This window comes from Dechloromonas aromatica RCB (assembly GCF_000012425.1).
This window is the reverse complement of the sequence record NC_007298.1, coordinates 1,839,136-1,854,517: the sequence shown is the minus strand read 5'-3', so window position 1 is coordinate 1,854,517 and position 15,382 is coordinate 1,839,136. Positions and strand designations below refer to the sequence as shown.

Here is a 15,382-nt window from a genome sequence, read left to right as displayed (position 1 = left end):
TGTCATGATTCTCGACAAACTGTTCCAGCTGATGGCCGAAAAGCAAGCCTCGGATATTTTCATTTCCGCAGGCGCGCCTATCCATATCAAGATTCAGGGCAACACGATTCCGGTCAATCAGCAGGTGATGCTGCCTGACATGATCGAGAAGATCGCCTACGAACTGATGTCCCCGGATCAGATCAAGACCTTCGAGGCAACGATGGAGATGAATCTCTCCTTCGGTGTGCCCAATGTCGGTAACTTCCGCGTCAATATTTTCCGCCAGCGCGGCTCGACCAGCATCGTCATCCGCTTCATCCTGGGCAATATTCCGGCCATGGATGAACTCGGCCTGCCGAACATCCTCGGCGAGCTGATCATGGAAAAGCGCGGCCTGATCCTGATCGTTGGCGCCACCGGCTCGGGTAAATCGACGACCCTCGCCTCGATGCTCGATCACCGCAATGCCAACCGTTCGGGCCACATCCTGACCGTCGAAGACCCGATCGAATTCCTGTTCAAGCACAAGAAATCCATCGTCAACCAGCGCGAAATCGGCATGGACACGATGGACTGGCAGGCCGCCCTGAAGAACGCCATGCGCCAGGCGCCGGACTGCATCCTGATCGGAGAAATCCGCGACAAGGAAACCATGCAGGCTGCCATCGCCTACGCGCAAACTGGCCACCTGTGTCTGGCCACACTCCACGCCAACAACAGCTACCACGCGCTGAACCGCATCATCAGCTTCTTCCCGCTCGAAAACCGCCCGGCGCTGTTCCTCGACCTGTCGGTCGCCCTGCGCGCCATCATTTCGCAGCGCCTGGTCAAGAAACCCGATGGCAAGCGCATCCCGACCTGCGAAATCATGCTCAACACCCGCCACATCAGCGAACTGATCGAGCGCGGTGAAGTCCAAGGCATCAAGGATGCGATGGAACAAACCCTGGCCCCGGGATCGCAGACCTTCGAGCAGGATTTGTTCAACCTGTACAGCAGCAGCACGATCACCATCGACGAGGCGCTGGCCAATGCCGATTCGCCGACGAACCTGTCGTGGCTGATCAACAACTCCGAATTCGGCAGCACCAATGGCAAGGACGACAAGAAAACCGATGTCGCTCTCGAGTTCGACAGCACCAGCGATGGCGGCACTTCCTTCAAGGAATTCACGCTCAGCCTGGCTGACCACGACGAAGAGTCGCACTGATGTCCGACACCACGCTCGAACTGGCCAAGCGAATCATCGCCTGCGCCTCCGTGACGCCTGAAGACGCAGGCTGCATGGACATTCTGATCGAACGGCTGAAGCCGCTCGGCTTCAGCATCGAATTCATCAATCGCAACGGCGTGACCAACCTGTGGGCCCGCCGCGGCACGACCGCACCGCTGTTCGTCTTCGCTGGCCATACCGACGTCGTGCCGACCGGCCCGCTCGACAAATGGACCTCGCCCCCCTTCGCCCCGGAAATCCGCGACGGCGTGCTGTATGGGCGTGGCACGGCCGACATGAAATCCTCGGTCGCCGCTTCGGTAACCGCCGTCGAAGCCTTTGTTGCGGCCAACCCACAACACCCCGGCTCCCTGGCTTTCCTGCTTACCTCCGATGAAGAAGGTGACGCCAATGACGGCACCATCGCTGTCGTTGAGGCGCTGAAAGCCCGTGGCGAAACGCTCGATTTCTGCATCATCGGCGAACCGACCTCGGTCGATACGCTCGGCGACATGGTCAAGAACGGCCGCCGCGGATCGCTGTCCGGCGTGCTGACGGTCAAGGGCATCCAGTGCCACATCGCCTATCCGGAAAAGGGGCGCAATCCGATCCACGAAGCCGCTCCGGCGCTGGCCGAACTGGCTGCGACCGAATGGGATCAGGGCAACGAGTATTACCAGCCGACTACCTGGCAAATTTCCAACATTCACGGCGGCACCGGCGCCACTAACGTTGTACCGGGCAGCGTCGACATCAAGTTCAATTTCCGTTTCTCGACGGCCAGCACGCCGGAAGGGCTGCAACAACGCCTGTCCGCCATCCTGGAAAAGCACAAGCTCGACTACGAAATCAAATGGACGCTGGGCGCCCGCCCCTTCCTGACCGGCCGTGGCCCACTGGCCGATGCGGCGACGACGGCCATCCGCGAAATCTGCGGCATCGAAACCGAACTATCGACCACCGGCGGCACCTCCGACGGCCGTTTCATTGCCGAAATCTGCCGCCAGATGCTCGAAATCGGCCCGGTCAATGCCACCAGCCACAAGATCGACGAATGCATTGCCGTCGACGCATTGCCCAAGCTGTCCGCCATCTATCGCCGCATCCTTGAACAATTGATGACCGCATGAGCGACCTTTCCGCCAAAAATGAACTGATCACCGTTCGCGACTATCTCCGCTACGCCGTCAGCCGCTTCAACGCGGCCCAGCTTTTCTTCGGACACGGCAGCGACAACGCCTGGGATGAAGCGGTGTACCTGACCCTCCATACCCTGCATCTGCCGCTCGACCGGCTGGAGCCCTTCCTCGACGCCCGCCTCTTGCCACACGAACGCGAGGTGCTGCTCGACATCTACCGCCGCCGCTGTGAAGAACGCCTGCCCGCCGCCTACCTGACCAACGAAGCCTGGCTGGGTGAACATCATTTCTATGTGGACGACCGCGTCATCGTGCCGCGCTCCTTCATCGCCGAGCTGCTCGACGATCAGCTGACCCCATGGATTGATGACCCCTGGGCCATCAAATCAGCGCTTGATCTGTGTACCGGTTCCGGCTGCCTGGCCATCCTGACCGCACTCGCCTTCCCGAACGCCGACGTGGCGGCAGTCGACCTGTCCGAACACGCTATTGCCGTTGCCGAGCGCAACGTCGCCGATTACGGCCTCTATGACCGCATCGAACTGATCCAATCCGATGCCTTCAAGAGTCTCGAAGGACGCAAGTTCGACCTGATTGTTTCCAACCCGCCTTACGTCAATGCTGAATCCGTCGCCGCACTGCCGCCGGAATATCTGCATGAACCGGAACTGGCGCTCGGCTCAGGTGAAGATGGACTGGACTTCACACGCATCATCCTGCGCGAAGCCAAGAAACACCTGACCGACAATGGCCTGCTGATTGTCGAAATTGGCCACAACCGCGACGCCCTGGAAGCGGCTTACCCGAAACTGCCCTTCACCTGGCTGGATACTGCCGCCGGCGACGAGTACGTTTTCATGCTGCACGCTACCGATTTGCCGGGCTAAGTTGACCGCTTGAGCAAGCTTTACGAATTGCCCAGCCCGTTCGAAATCGAAACGGGCACCGTGCTGATGCTGGAGCCAGCCTGGGCCAAGGCTGGTGAACTGCGCGCCCAGTTGCTTGATGAGAGCTACCCGAAGCCTTTTGTCATCGACGATGGCAAGTCACGCTTCCTGTACTTCAACGTCCGCCTGATGCAGAGCGAAATGTCGCTCAAGGCACCGCACGACCTGGCCATTCGCTATACGCAGAAAATGATGGCCTTTCTGCTCTTCCAGCCCCGCCCGAAACGCATTGTGCTGATCGGTCTCGGTGGCGGTTCGCTGATCAAGTTCTGCCACCGCCGCATGCCCGGCACGCAGCTGACGGCAATCGAACTCGACCCCAACGTGATTGCTTTTCGCGATGCCTTCATGGTGCCGCCAGACGATGAACGCCTGAAAATCATCGAGGCCGACGGCGCGGAATTTCTGGAAAACACCGAAAAAGGCATCGATGCCCTGCTCGTCGATGCCTTCGACAAGACCGGCTTCGCACCCAGTCTGGCCAACCGCGAGTTCTTCGACAACGCCTACGCCAAGCTATCTGGCAACGGTGTGCTGGTCATCAATCTGGCTGGCGAGAAGGAAAGCTACGCCGGCCTGATCGGCGAAGCGATGCACGTCTTTGACGATCAGGTCATCGTGATCTCGGTCCCCGACGATGGCAACCACGTACTCTATGCCTTCAAGGAACGCTATTTCGAGCCCCGCTGGCGCTGGTTGCACAATTACGCCAAGGAACTGCGCGCCAAGTTCGGCCTCGACTTCCCTGCCTTCGTTCAAAAGATGGAACGCTCGACCAAGCTCGGCCTCGCCCGCCGCGAAGCCATCCGCCGCCGATAGAGGCTACTTCGTCGCTTCCTCGGCCTGCGCCGCGCGCTGAGCCGCCTGCTGACTGGCGGCATCCAGGTCGCGTTGAACCCGCTCCATCGTTGCACGCCCCTGCTCGATTTCCTGTTTCTTCATGGCCGCAGCGGTGGCCGCCGTGCCAGCCGTCTCGACACCGCAGGCAGCCAGCCCGGCCAGACACATCAGGATCAATACAGCTCTCATCGGTTGCATCCTCTCAACGCAATTCGGCCAGAATCGCCGTCAGCAAGTTCCAGCACTTTTCCACCGAAGCGACTTCAACCCGCTCACCGGGTGCATGTGCCCCGCGAATCGTCGGGCCAAACGAAACAATATCCATCCCCGGATACTTGTCGCCAATGATGCCGCACTCCAGACCAGCGTGGATGACCTGAACCTTCGAATCGGCACCGAAATCCCGCCGATAAACCGACTGGCACAACTTGAGTAACTGCGAATCCGGATTGGGCGCCCAGCCCGGATAAAAACCTTCCTTTTCCACCCGACTGTCGCTCAAGGCCCACAAACTGGCGATTTCGTCAGCCAGGGCCATGCTGCCGCTACCCAGCAGCGAACGCACCATGAAGTTGCACGAGCCACCATTCGGGTGCAATTCGACCATGCCCAGATTATTGGAGGTTTCGACCACACCCGGCACCTGCCGGCTCATCCGGCGTACGCCATGTGGCGCGGCATGCAACGAGGCCAGCCAAATTCGTTGCTCACTCGGCGACATCACCATCGACGCATCGCAAGCCGAAACGCTCAGTTCCACACCTTCATCGACACCACGCAACTCGCCCTGCAGACAACGCTGAATTGCTAGCACCGCCACCGCGAGGCGATCCGCCATATCAACGGGCAGCAAAATCACGGCCGAAGCTTCACGCGGCAAGGCATTCCGGGCCGTCCCTCCGGAAAGTTCAGCCAAACGCAATGGGAACATTGCCTCTAACTCCCGCAGTACGCGAACCAGCAGCTTGATCGCATTGCCCCGCTCCTCGTGGATATCCACGCCGGAATGCCCGCCCCGCAAGCCAGCAAGGTCGATTCGCCAGGCCTGATAGCCAGCCGGAACCGCCTCTGCCGCACCACGACGTTCTACATTGACATCCAGTCCTCCAGCGCAGCCCAGATAGAACTCACCCCAGTCTTCTGTATCTAGATTCAGCATCAGCTGACTTTGCAACACTCGAGGCTCTAGACCACGCGCGCCGCCCATGCCAGCCTCTTCATCGACAGTCAGCAGGGCTTCGATGGGTCCATGTTGAAGCGAATCATCCTCCAGAACGGCAAGAATCAAGGCCACACCAATACCGTTGTCGGCGCCCAAGGTCGTTTTCTCAGTCACCAGCCAGCCATCACGCAAGACGGGAATGATCGCATCGCGAGAAAAGTCATGGTCGCTGTCAGCATTCTTCTGACAGACCATATCGAGATGCGCCTGCAGCACCACGCCCGGACAATGCTCGCGCCCAATGCTGGCCGGCTTGCGGATAATCAGGTTACCTGAAGCATCAACCTCGGCAGCCAGACCTCGGCTGAACGCCCATTGCAACAACGCGTCACGAAGTATGGCTTCGTGCTTGGAGGCGCGTGGCGTCGCGCACAGTCTAGAGAAATGAGCCCAGACAGCGGCCGGTTGCAGACCAAAAAACACAGCATCGGTCATGTTTCGCAAACTCCAAAGTGAAAACCCCCGCAGACCTTGCGGTGTGCGGGGGTTTATATTCTGGGGCGACTGATGGGGCTCGAACCCACGACAACCGGAATCACAATCCGGGACTCTACCAACTGAGCTACAGCCGCCGCTGAAGAAGGCGCGCATTGTACGAACTTCCGCTGAACCTGTCTACTGGTCACTTGCAAAAAAACCCATATACCCCGGAGAATAGGCGGAAGCATCCGGCAGCGTACCGGCCGTGATATTATTGTCAGCTTTATTTTTTTCGGCTCCGTAGTCACAAGGAATTCTCATGGAAGCAACCACTGCACAAGCTAACGAACTTGAACGCCGCGTCGATCTCTCCATCGCCATCGCCGATGTCGAGAAGGAAATGGAACAGCGCCTGAAGCGCATGGGCAAGAACATGAAGGTGCCCGGCTTCCGCCCGGGCAAGGTACCGTTCAACATCGTCAAGCAGCAGTATGGCGACCAGGCTCGCCACGAAGTGCTGTCCGAAGAGCTGGATCGCGTTTTCGGCGAAACCGTCACCGAAAAGAAAATGCGCGTTGCCGGCTACCCGCGCATCGAGCCGAAGACCACCGAAAGCAACTCGCACCTCGAGTTTTCGGCCATCTTCGAGGTTTACCCGGAATTCACTCCGGGCGATCTGTCAGGTTCCGAAGTCGAACGCCCGGTCCTCGAAGTCAGCGCAGCTGAAGTCGACAAGACCCTCGACATTCTGCGCAAGCAGCGCGTTTCCTACGCTGACGCCGACCGCGCCGCCGCCAAGGAAGACCGCGTCGTCATCGACTTCACCGGCAAGAAGGACGGCGTCCCGTTCCCGGGCGGCCAGGCCAATGATTACCCGTTCGTTCTCGGCCAGGGCATGATGCTGCCCGATTTCGAAAATGCCGTTGAAGGTGCCAAGGCTGGCGAAACCAAGACTTTTGACCTGACCTTCCCGGCTGACTACCACGCCAAGGACCTGGCTGGCCAGACAGTCCAGTTCGACATCACCGTCAAGCAGGTTCAGGCGCCGGTTCTGCCGGAACTGGATGCAGAATTTGCAACCAGCATGGGCATCGCCGATGGCGACGTGACCAAGATGCGCGCCGAGATCGAAGCCAACCTGAAGCGCGAAGTGAAGCGCCGCATCGAAGGCAAGCTGAAGGACCAGGTCATGGAAGCCTTGCTCAAGGCCAACCCGATCACCGTGCCGGTTGCTCTGGTCGACATGGAAATCCAGCGCCTGATGCAAGCTGCTCGTCAGGACATGGAACAGCGCGGCATGAAGGTCAAGGACATGCCGATCCAGCCCGAGTGGTTTGCTGACCAGGCTAAGCGCCGCGTCACACTTGGCCTGATCCTTGCTGAAGTGGTCAAGACGGAAAAGCTTCAGGCTAGCCCGGAACAGGTTCGTACGATGGTCGAAGAAACCGCCCAGAGCTACGAGCACCCGGAAGAAGTGATTCGCTGGTATTACGCCCAGCCGCAGCGTCTGCAGGAAGTCGAAGGCGTCGCCATCGAGAACAATGTAGTCGAATGGGTCCTGAGCAAAGCCAAGGTCACCGAAAAGGCTGCGGTTTTTGATGAATTGATGGGTCAGAAGCAGTAATCTGGACCTTGTCGCGAAAGCGACAATCGTCTTGAATGTAACCAACAAGCAACACACAAGGGCTGACATGAATATCGACAACGCAAGCAACTGGGATCCGCAGGCTCTGGGCCTGGTCCCGATGGTGGTTGAACAGAGCGGACGCGGCGAACGCGCGTACGACATCTATTCACGCCTGCTGAAAGAGCGGGTGATCTTTCTTGTCGGCCCTGTGAACGACGTAACCGCCAACCTGGTCGTCGCCCAGTTGCTGTTCCTTGAAGCGGAAAACCCGGACAAGGACATTTATTTCTACATCAACTCACCGGGCGGTTCGGTCACGGCTGGCATGTCGATCTACGACACCATGCAGTTTATCAAGCCCGACGTGTCGACGCTTTGCATCGGCCAGGCCGCCTCGATGGGCGCCTTCCTGCTCAACGCCGGCGCCAAAGGCAAGCGTTTCGCCCTGCCCAATTCCCGCGTGATGATTCACCAGCCGCTCGGCGGCTTCCAGGGCCAGGCTTCGGATATCGCCATCCACGCCAAAGAAATCCTGTCGATTCGTGATCGCCTGAACCGGATCATGGCCGAACACAGCGGCCAGCCGCTGGAACGGATCGAAAAAGACACTGATCGCGACAACTTTCTTTCTGCAGCGGAAGCCGCAGAATATGGTTTGATCGACAAGGTATTGACCCGCCGCGACGCGGCTTGAACGGAGAGCTAACGATGTCTAAAGGCGGCCAGGAAAAACTGCTCTACTGCTCCTTCTGCGGCAAGAGCCAGCACGAAGTCAAAAAGCTCATCGCCGGACCGTCGGTGTTCATCTGTGACGAGTGTATTTCGCTCTGCAACGACATCATCCGCGACGAACTCCCCGAAGAAGCCGCCAAGGCCGGTCGTTCCGACTTGCCGACGCCGCGTGAAATCAGTTCTATCCTTGATCAGTATGTGATCGGCCAGGAAGTTGCCAAGCGCATCCTGTCTGTCGCCGTCTACAACCACTACAAGCGCCTGCGTCACACGGCGAAGAATGCCGGTGATGTTGAACTGTCGAAGAGCAACATCCTGCTCATCGGCCCCACTGGCTCCGGCAAGACGCTGCTCGCTCAGACGCTGGCTCGCCTGCTCAACGTGCCTTTCGTGATGGCCGACGCCACCACGCTGACCGAAGCCGGCTATGTCGGTGAAGACGTCGAAAACATCATCCAGAAACTGCTGCAGAAGTGCGACTACGATGTCGAAAAAGCGCAGCAAGGCATTGTCTACATTGATGAAATCGACAAGATTTCGCGCAAATCAGACAACCCGTCGATCACCCGTGACGTCTCCGGCGAAGGGGTGCAACAAGCCCTGCTCAAGCTGATCGAAGGCACCACTGCTTCGATTCCGCCGCAGGGTGGTCGCAAGCATCCAAACCAGGACTTTGTCCAGGTCGACACGACCAACATCCTGTTCATCTGCGGCGGCGCATTCGCCGGTCTGGAAAAAGTCATCCAGAGCCGCTCGGAACGTGGCGGCATCGGCTTTGGTGCCGAAGTGAAGAGCAAGGACGATGGCAAAGCCGTCGGCAAGATTCTGCTCGACGCCGAACCGGAAGACCTGATCAAGTTCGGCCTGATTCCCGAACTGATCGGTCGCCTGCCGGTGGTTGCCACACTGCAGGAACTGGAAGAGTCCGCACTCGTCCAGATCCTGACCGAACCGAAGAACGCACTGGTCAAGCAGTACCAGAAGCTCTTTTCGATGGAAGATGTCGAGCTGGAAATTCGCCCGACCGCGCTCTCCGCCATCGCCAAGAAGGCGCTGGCCCGCAAGACCGGTGCCCGCGGCCTGCGCTCGATCCTTGAACACGCACTGCTCGACACGATGTACGAACTCCCGGGAATGGAGAGTGTCGAAAAGGTAGTCATCGACGAAAATACGATCACCGGCGACACTCCGCCTTTGCTCATTTACGCTGACCAGCCCAAGGTTTCCGGCTCGAACTGAGCCGGGACTTGAATTGCGGTTCCCCGCCCCCACGTAGGGGGCACATACCTATTTCAAAGGCATCGTAATGTCGAACCCCAACACGCTCCCGGAAACCGTCGAACTGCCGCTGCTGCCGCTGCGCGACGTCGTCGTTTTCCCGCACATGGTCATCCCGCTGTTCGTCGGCCGCCCAAAATCCATCAAGGCGCTCGAAATGGCCATGGAATCCGGCAAGAACATCCTGCTGGTCGCCCAGAAATCGGCCGCCAAGGATGAACCGGAACCGGAAGACCTGTATCGTATCGGCTGCCTGGCCAACATCCTGCAAATGCTCAAGCTGCCGGACGGCACCGTCAAGGTGCTGGTCGAAGGGACGCAGCGCGCCCGCGTCGAAGCCATCGAGGTGCAATCCTCGGTCTTCATGGCCACTGCCGTTCCGCTGGTTCAGCCGGGTATTGAAGATCACGAAATCGAGGCGATGCGCCGCGCCGTGGTTGCCCAGTTTGACCAATTCGTCAAACTGAACAAGAAGATTCCGCCGGAAGTGTTGTCCTCCATCGCCGGCATCGAGGATGCCGGTCGCCTGGCCGACACCATCGCCGCTCACCTGCCACTCAAGCTTGAGCAGAAGCAGGAAGTGCTGGAAATGGAAAGCATTCGCGAGCGTATCGACCGCCTGCTCTCCCAACTCGAAGCCGAAATCGACATCCTGCAGGTCGAAAAGCGCATCCGTGGACGCGTCAAGCGCCAGATGGAAAAGAGCCAGCGCGAGTACTACCTGAACGAACAGGTTAAAGCGATCCAGAAGGAACTCGGCGAAGGCGAAGAAGGTGCCGACCTCGAAGAGCTGGACAAGAAGATCAAAGCCGCCGGCATGAGCAAGGAAGGCCTGGCCAAGGCCGAGGGCGAGTTGAAGAAGCTGCGCCTGATGTCGCCGATGTCGGCTGAAGCCACTGTCGTCCGCAACTTCATTGAGACGCTGATCGGCTTGCCGTGGCGCAAGAAAACGCGCATCAGCAAGGATCTGCGTGAAGCCGAGAAGGTGCTCGATCAGGATCATTACGGCCTGGACAAGGTCAAGGAACGCATTGTCGAGTACCTTGCAGTGCAGCAACGTGTCGACAAGGTCAAGGCGCCGATTCTCTGCCTCGTAGGCCCCCCTGGCGTCGGCAAGACCTCGCTCGGCCAGTCCATCGCCAAGGCGACGAACCGCAAGTTCGTGCGCATGGCTTTGGGTGGCGTGCGCGATGAAGCCGAGATTCGCGGCCACCGTCGTACTTACATCGGCTCGATGCCGGGCAAGATCCTGAGCAGCCTGACCAAGGTCGGCGTGCGCAATCCACTGTTCCTGCTCGACGAAGTGGACAAGCTCGGCCAGGATTTCCGCGGCGACCCCTCCTCCGCCCTGCTCGAAGTGCTCGACCCGGAACAGAACCACACCTTCCAGGACCATTATGTCGAGGTCGACTTCGACCTTTCCGACGTGATGTTCGTGGCCACGGCGAACACGCTGAACATTCCCGCCCCGCTGCTTGACCGGATGGAAGTGATTCGCCTGTCGGGTTACACGGAGGACGAGAAGGTCAATATCGCCATGCGCTATCTGCTGCCCAAGCAGATCAAGAACAATGGCCTGAAGAAGACCGAAATTGCCGTCGCCGACAGCGCCGTTCGTGACATCGTCCGTTACTACACCCGTGAAGCCGGCGTTCGCGCCCTGGAACGCGAGATCTCGAAGATTTGCCGCAAGGTGGTCAAGACCCTGGTGCTGAAGAAGCGTGATTCGAAGATCCTGGTCAACGCCAAGAACCTCGACAAATTCCTCGGCGTCCAGCGCTACAGCTATGGCATGGCGGAAAAGGAAAACCAGGTCGGCCAGGTGACCGGTCTGGCCTGGACCGAAGTCGGCGGCGAACTGCTGACCATCGAATGCGCCAACATGCCGGGCAAGGGCAATATCCTGCGCACCGGCTCGCTGGGTGACGTGATGAAGGAATCGGTCGAAGCGGCCCGTTCCGTTGTCCGCGCCCGCTCGCGTCGCCTGGGCATCAAGGATGAGGCCTTCGAGAAGACCGATATCCACATCCACGTTCCGGAAGGCGCCACGCCCAAGGACGGCCCGTCCGCGGGCATCGCCATGACGACGGCACTGGTTTCTTCTTACACCGGCATTCCGGTTCGTTGCGACGTCTGCATGACTGGCGAAATCACCCTGCGTGGTGAGGTGCTGGCCATCGGTGGTCTGAAGGAAAAACTCCTGGCCGCCGTGCGTGGCGGACTGAAGATTGCCTTGATCCCGGAAGAGAACGTCAAGGACCTCACCGAGATCCCTGACAACATCAAAAACAAGATCGAAATCATCCCGGTCAAGTGGATCGATCAGGTGCTGGAACGTGCACTGGAACGCAAGCCAGAGGCGCTTCCGGAGCTGGCGGATGCCAATTCCGGGACACCAGCGTCAGCCGAGGCCGCTGCAGCAACAACCCTGCTTACTCATTGATTTTGAAGGAAAGGATGCCGACGTATTAAGTCCGGCAGCCTTTCCTCCAGATCAAAGCCCGGCGATTCCCCGAAAATCCGCTTGACACAAGGATTTCGGCAGAGATATAAATCCGTCCTCGCAAAGTTTAACCACACCAATTTGATCCATTAGGGGACCCAAATGAACAAGACTGATCTGATCGATTCCATCGCTGCCCAAGCTGACATTTCCAAGGCTGCTGCCGGCCGTGCGCTGGATGCCGCTGTTGAATCCATCAAGGGTGCACTCAAGGCCGGCGACAGCGTCAGCCTGATCGGTTTCGGCACCTTCTACGTTGGCGAGCGCGCTGCCCGCACCGGTCGCAACCCGCGCACCGGCAAGACCCTGGAAATCAAGGCCGCCAAGCAGCCGAAGTTCCGTCCGGGCAAGGGCCTGAAGGACGCCTGCAACTAATAGCGCCGTCGAGACACGCCGTCAGGCACAGTCTCGATACGCCGGGTGCTTAGCTCAGTTGGCAGAGCGTCTGCCTTACACGCAGAATGTCGGCGGTTCGACCCCGTCAGCACCCACCAAATACCTGCCTGATTAAATTCAGACAAGTCCAAAAAACCCCGCCAGTGCGGGGTTTTTTATTGCCCGGTTGTCCAATCTGGTCATAAAGTTGCGCTATGAAATACCGACACTTCTGACGGTATGAATACGGTCTCCGAGAGCACTGACGGTATACGTCCCAAAATACCGCCAAACTCTCGATACGAGGCACACCATAGCGCTCAGCGATGTAGCCGTCAGAACGGCAAAACCAAGCAAGAAAGCCCGCAAGCTGCCCGAGGAAAAAGGGACGTATCTCTTGACCCAGTCGAGCGGTGAAAAGCTCCGGCGCATGGACTACGCCATTAGCACCGGGATTGCGAGGCCGACCCAACACCCAACCTTCATGGCACCTTGTCGACCGTCAAACCAAGCACTACGCCGCTCTCACCGCCCCCAAGGATTTTTCAGAATTGCTTCGCGCTATCGATGAGTATCTCAGCGAAAGGAAAAAGATGATGCAAGAATGGACAGACTACCTGAGCAAGCTGAAGGCAGGGGCGAGGTGATTCAAATCCGCGAGAGCGCGGCGTAATCATGTTGCCGAATATTGGCGTCAGTACCCTTGTATTTCGCTGTGCATTAATTCAATAGGCCGAACAATCACGCAACTCTAGTCGGCCTGAGACCACATCGCGCGATGCAACTGACAAGAGCATTCAGTTGGCACCAATAAACTCCCGTGATTCGAAAATCGTACATGACCCGATTCGCTGACCCGGCTGTACTCGCCTGCCCTCATTGTGACGAGCCCATGCTTCAACCCAGGCTGGCATCGATTAACAACTATGGCGCCACAATCTGGTCAGATGGATTCACAAGCATCATCGGATTTGGCCGAGGCCAGGAGATTGCCGCACGCCCCTCGTGTGAAGGTATTTTCTGGCTCGAAGAGGCGACGCGAATCGGCATAATGCATCACGAACCTGAATCTACGGAATGGCCAGCATGGAAACGTGTGCTTGGCCATTTCAGCAAGGAGGATGCATCGATTTTGGCCAAAGAGCGAGCCTGGAAAACGATTCCCGATTCGTGGCACTGGGCAGGAAAAATCGAAAGCCTTCGGGGACGTGAGCTTTTGTGGGCACTTGAGCACGGTCTCGGTAATACACCGGAACGGGTAATGAAACTGCGCAGAAAATTATAGTGGGCCGGCAACCATCCTGAGCGGGGGTCAGCGCGTAGAAACCCAATGACTGCCAGCCAAACATACGACAACCAAGAGGCCCTGTTAGAGATAATCAGGAACGCGCCAGAAACGTCGAAAATGCCCCGGATCGAGGCCGAACTATTGCGTCAGCTGCAACGCTTCGACGATGCACTGGCAATCGTATATAGCCCTTCGTTCGCGGATGACAATCTCGCAACCATCATTTCCACAAACGCCCAACTCAAGAATACCAAGGTCTGCGAGGTGAGTAGCTGGTCTATCGTTGACTGACGTCACACAAAAGGTCTATCGAATAGCCGCGCTCAGCACAGGCGATACCGCTCTCGATAAACGTGCGCACGATCTCACCAATATGCAAACGACGTTTCTCCGGTAGAGTTCGAAAACCAATATTCAACCGGCTACAGAGTGTCTAGAAAAGCAGGGGCGCCCCCCCTTGGTTTAGAATGACCGGTTTATGGGGCTGCACGCCTTCTTGGAAATAAGCCTAAGGGAGTCGTTTTGCTTGAGAAACCGCTTGTAGTGGATTTGGATGGCACTTTAATCCATTCAGAAGAGGTGGTCCCGCGAATCAGGACATCCGGTTAAGTGAAATCTCTGCTTCAATGGGCGATGGAAATCGCCTGCCAAGGAGCAGAAGCAATGAGAAGACCTCGCCGTAACCACACAGCCGCCTTCAAGGCCAAAGTGGCGATTGCCGCCCTCAAGGGTGACGAGACGCTGGCCACGTTAGCGGAGAAATTTGATGTTCATCCGAATCAAATCACGCAGTGGAAGACGCAACTGCTCGAGAACGCCTCGGGTGTCTTTGCGACGGCTGCCGAGAAGCAGGCGGCCACGCCGGACCTGAAGGATTTGCATGCAAAGATCGGCCAGCAGGCGTTGGAGATCGATTTTTTGGCCGGCGCGCTCGGTCGCATCGGCGATGCGAGCGCAAAACGATGATCGACAAGGCCCACGATCTGCCTGTCGTCAGGCAAGTCCAGTTGCTTGAACTTTCCCGCTCTTCTGTCTATTACCAGCCGCAGCCCATCCCCGAAGACGATCTTCGGTTGATGCGTCGAATCGATGAACTGCATCTGGAATACCCCTTTGCCGGGGCGCGGATGCTGCGTGACATGCTCAAGTTGGAAGGCCATGGAATCGGCCGCAAGCATGTCGGTACGCTGATGAAGAAGCTCGATATTCAGGCCATCTACCGCAAGGCCAACACCAGCCGGCGCAACCAGGCGCACCGCATCTATCCCTACCTGCTGCGCGACCTCGCCATCGACCGTCCGAATCAGGTCTGGGCCATGGATACGACCTACATCCCAATGCGCCGGGGCTTCGTCTATTTGAGCGCGGTGCTTGATTGGGCCACTCGCCGGGTGCTGGCTTGGCGCCTATCGAACAGTTTGACCTCCGATCCTTGTGTGGATGCCCTGGAAGAAGCCATCATGAAGTACGGCCGACCAGAAATCATGAACACCGACCAAGGCAGCCAATTCACCAGCTCCGCCTTCATTGGCTTGCTTCAGGAGAGCACCATTCAGGTCAGCATGGATGGCAAGGGCTGCTGGCGGGACAACGTCTTCGTTGAGCGCCTCTGGAAATCGGTCAAGTATGAGGAGATTTACCTGCACGGCTACGACACCGTTTCCGAGGTCCGGCAGGCGCTGGCCCGCTATTTCGATTTCTACAATCGCCGTCGCCCGCACTCAACGCTTGACGGGCAAACCCCGGATACGGCTTACTTCAACCAGCCGCTGCTCGCCGCAGCGGCTTAACCCGCAGAGAAATCACTTAAGAAAAC

At 58.2% G+C, this 15,382-nt stretch carries 14 protein-coding genes and 2 tRNA genes; 13 read left to right on the top strand and 3 right to left on the bottom strand.

Going from position 1 to position 15,382, the window contains the following annotated elements; translation table 11 throughout:
* Positions 1-4: 4 nt before the first annotated feature.
* Genes DARO_RS08900 through DARO_RS08885 form a run of 4 tightly spaced genes read left to right on the top strand, consistent with a single transcriptional unit; the run spans position 5 to position 4,100 of the window.
* A complete protein-coding gene (locus tag DARO_RS08900; RefSeq protein ID WP_011287476.1) occupies positions 5-1,192 on the top strand; it encodes a PilT/PilU family type 4a pilus ATPase in 1,188 nt (395 codons plus the stop codon).
* A complete protein-coding gene (gene dapE, locus DARO_RS08895; RefSeq protein WP_011287475.1) occupies positions 1,192-2,325 on the top strand; it encodes a succinyl-diaminopimelate desuccinylase in 1,134 nt (377 codons plus the stop codon). The genes DARO_RS08900 and dapE overlap by 1 nt, the downstream gene beginning before the upstream one ends.
* Entirely contained in the window at positions 2,322-3,221 is a 900-nt protein-coding gene (gene prmB, locus DARO_RS08890) for a 50S ribosomal protein L3 N(5)-glutamine methyltransferase (RefSeq protein WP_011287474.1), read from the top strand. Before dapE ends, prmB begins: the two co-directional genes overlap by 4 nt.
* A 9-nt stretch (positions 3,222-3,230) precedes the next feature.
* Positions 3,231-4,100 carry a spermine/spermidine synthase domain-containing protein gene (locus tag DARO_RS08885; protein ID WP_011287473.1) on the top strand — a complete coding sequence of 290 codons (870 nt, stop codon included), beginning with the start codon at positions 3,231-3,233 and terminating at the stop codon, positions 4,098-4,100.
* A 3-nt stretch (positions 4,101-4,103) separates the two neighbouring features.
* On the opposite strand, the gene DARO_RS08880 is transcribed toward DARO_RS08885, so the two are convergent.
* From DARO_RS08880 to DARO_RS08870, 3 genes are all read right to left on the bottom strand, one after another.
* Positions 4,104-4,310: a hypothetical protein gene (locus DARO_RS08880; protein WP_157037173.1), complete on the bottom strand. Its 207-nt coding sequence runs from the start codon at positions 4,308-4,310 to the stop codon at positions 4,104-4,106.
* A 13-nt stretch (positions 4,311-4,323) separates the two neighbouring features.
* On the bottom strand, positions 4,324-5,778 hold the full coding sequence (locus DARO_RS08875; protein WP_011287471.1) for an aminoacyl-histidine dipeptidase: 1,455 nt from the start codon (positions 5,776-5,778) through the stop codon (positions 4,324-4,326).
* Between the two features lie 61 nt (positions 5,779-5,839).
* Positions 5,840-5,915 (bottom strand) — tRNA-His (locus DARO_RS08870).
* Positions 5,916-6,082: 167 nt separating this feature from the next.
* Here DARO_RS08870 and tig point away from each other — a divergent pair.
* The 9 genes from tig (at position 6,083) to DARO_RS08820 (ending at position 15,356) form a co-directional block, all read left to right on the top strand.
* A complete protein-coding gene (gene tig, locus DARO_RS08865) occupies positions 6,083-7,387 on the top strand; it encodes a trigger factor (RefSeq protein ID WP_011287470.1) in 1,305 nt (434 codons plus the stop codon).
* Positions 7,388-7,454: 67 nt separating this feature from the next.
* On the top strand, positions 7,455-8,084 hold the full coding sequence (clpP, locus tag DARO_RS08860; protein WP_011287469.1) for an ATP-dependent Clp endopeptidase proteolytic subunit ClpP: 630 nt from the start codon (positions 7,455-7,457) through the stop codon (positions 8,082-8,084).
* Between the two features lie 14 nt (positions 8,085-8,098).
* A complete protein-coding gene (gene clpX / locus DARO_RS08855; protein WP_011287468.1) occupies positions 8,099-9,361 on the top strand; it encodes an ATP-dependent Clp protease ATP-binding subunit ClpX in 1,263 nt (420 codons plus the stop codon).
* A 67-nt stretch (positions 9,362-9,428) separates the two neighbouring features.
* Positions 9,429-11,843, top strand: coding sequence for an endopeptidase La (gene lon / locus DARO_RS08850; RefSeq protein ID WP_011287467.1), 2,415 nt, complete (start codon positions 9,429-9,431; stop codon positions 11,841-11,843).
* A 162-nt stretch (positions 11,844-12,005) separates the two neighbouring features.
* Complete coding sequence (locus DARO_RS08845) at positions 12,006-12,278, top strand: HU family DNA-binding protein (RefSeq protein WP_011287466.1); 273 nt, start codon at positions 12,006-12,008, stop codon at positions 12,276-12,278.
* Positions 12,279-12,321: 43 nt separating this feature from the next.
* A tRNA-Val gene (locus tag DARO_RS08840) sits at positions 12,322-12,397 on the top strand.
* A gap of 773 nt (positions 12,398-13,170) precedes the next feature.
* Complete coding sequence (locus tag DARO_RS22785) at positions 13,171-13,563, top strand: hypothetical protein (protein ID WP_157037172.1); 393 nt, start codon at positions 13,171-13,173, stop codon at positions 13,561-13,563.
* Positions 13,564-13,608: 45 nt separating this feature from the next.
* Positions 13,609-13,857 carry a hypothetical protein gene (locus tag DARO_RS08830; protein WP_011287464.1) on the top strand — a complete coding sequence of 83 codons (249 nt, stop codon included), beginning with the start codon at positions 13,609-13,611 and terminating at the stop codon, positions 13,855-13,857.
* Positions 13,858-14,229: 372 nt separating this feature from the next.
* Positions 14,230-15,356 (top strand): IS3 family transposase gene (locus DARO_RS08820; RefSeq protein ID WP_497462969.1). Its coding sequence is split into 2 segments (ribosomal slippage): positions 14,230-14,488 and positions 14,488-15,356, totalling 1,128 coding nucleotides; the frame shifts between segments, so codons are not numbered across the junction.
* Positions 15,357-15,382 lie beyond the last annotated feature (26 nt).